This is a genomic window from Pseudomonas sp. HMWF006 (assembly GCF_003061205.1).
GTDB classification, from domain to species: Bacteria; Pseudomonadota; Gammaproteobacteria; order Pseudomonadales; family Pseudomonadaceae; genus Aquipseudomonas; species Aquipseudomonas monsensis.
Genome location: NZ_QAIU01000421.1, coordinates 1 through 1,960, shown reverse-complemented (window position 1 = coordinate 1,960; position 1,960 = coordinate 1). Strand labels below are relative to the sequence as shown.

The window sequence follows — 1,960 nt, the reverse complement described above, 5'->3', positions numbered from 1 at the left end:
GCTGACCGGTGGTGGTACCGCCACGCCGTTGTCGGTCGGCGCGCTGGCGTTGTCCTCGGGCAGCAATCTGGACTTCAGCCTTGGCTCGGCCAGCAGTTCGACCACCGTGGTCAACGTCGCCGGCAACCTGACCCTCGACGGCACGCTGAACATCAGCAACGCCGGCGGTTTCGGCACTGGGGTCTACCAACTCTTCAGCTACGGCGGCAGCCTGACCGACAACGGCCTGATCTACGGCAGCCTGCCGGTGTCGGCGGCCAACCTGACCCTGCAAACGGCGATTGCCAATCAGGTCAACCTGCTGGTGCAGGGCACGCCGGGTGAAGTGCAGTTCTGGAACGGCGGCACCACCAACCCTGACGGCAGCATCGGCGGCGGCAGTGGCGTGTGGGGCCCGGCGACCAACTGGACCGATCCGAGCGGCACGCAAGCGTTGGCTGCCAACGGTCAGTTCGCCGTATTCGGCGGGCAGGGCGGCACGGTCACGGTGCAGGGCAATCAGAACTTCACCGGCCTGCAGTTCCTCGTCGGTGGCTACAGCCTGGTTCCGGATGCCGGCGATACACTGACTCCGGTCAACGGCCCCGGTGGCACGCCAGCGCCGATCCGGGTAAATGCCGGCGGCAGTGCCGAAATCGACGTGCCGCTGATCGGCACCGGCGGCATCGAAAAACTTGACGCCGGCACATTGCTGCTGAGCGCTGCCAACACCTACAGCGGTGGTACCACGGTCAGTGGCGGTACGCTGGTCGGTAACACCACCAGCCTGCAAGGCAACATCACTAACAACGCCTCACTGGTGTTCCTGCAGAACACCAATGGCCGGTTCAATGGCGCCATCAAGGGCGCCGGAGCGCTGGCCAAACGTGGCGCCGGTACCTTGTTGTTGACCGGTGATCAACCGTTCACTGGCACGGTTGCGGTCGATCAGGGCGTGCTGCAAGTCGGCAACCGTGCGGCCCGGGCCTCGCTGGGCGGGCAGGTCACTGTCGCCAACGGTGCGGGCTTGAGCGGCAACGGCAGCGTTGGCTCGGTGGTCAACCACGGTGTAGTGGCTTCCGGTGGCGCCGACGGCACCTTGAGTGTGGCCGGTAACCTGAGCAACGCGGCGGATGGTGTCTTGGCGTTGACGGTCAGTTCGCCGACCGCCACGCCGCTGGCAGTAGGGGGCACGGCCACCCTCGGTGGCGGGCTGGTGGTCAACAGCCTCGCGCCGTTCACCGGTAACACCAGATACTCACTGATCACCGCAGGTGGCGGCGTGACCGGCACCTTCAGTGCAGCCGATCTGCCGCAGTATGCGTTCCTCGACAGCTCGCTGATCTATGGTGCCGACTCGGTCACCCTGGCCGTCAGCCGCAACGGCAACTCGTTCGCCGACGTCGCCGCCACGGGTAACCAGCGCGCCACCGCCACGGCACTCACCCTTAACGGCCCGGCGGGGGCGGCCCTGCAGAATCAGATCGTCAACCTCAGCGTGGCCGGTGCGCGTAACGCGTTCGACAGTCTGTCCGGGGAAATCCACGCCAGCACGGCCAGCGCCATGCTCGAGGATTCGCGCTTCATCCGTGAGGCGGTCAATGACCGCATGCGCCAGCCGTCGTGCAGCGCCTCGGACGATCCACGCCGGACGCTGGCACCGAGCGACACCCAACTGAGCAGCAACGGCTGTCACGGGGAAATGGTCGGCTGGATCCGGGCCATCGGTGCCTGGGGTGACATGGGCGGCGACAGCAACACGGCGAAAGTCGATCGCAACCTTGGCGGTTTCATGCTCGGCACCGACAAGGCGCTGGACGACACCTGGCGTGCCGGGATGGCCGCCGGTTACACCCGCAGCAACCTCAATGCGCATGATCGCAACTCCGATGCCAAGGTCGACAGCTACCACCTGGCCGGTTACCTGAACTCGCAGTTCGATGCCTTGGCCGTGCGCCTCGGCGCGGCATACAGCTGGCAC

1 protein-coding gene is annotated in these 1,960 nt (G+C 66.2%); it reads left to right on the top strand.

All coding sequences use genetic code 11. The features are described 5' to 3' along the window. The coding region (locus tag DBR24_RS17450; protein WP_256591595.1) for an autotransporter outer membrane beta-barrel domain-containing protein at window positions 1-1,960 on the top strand (1,960 nt) is incomplete at both ends.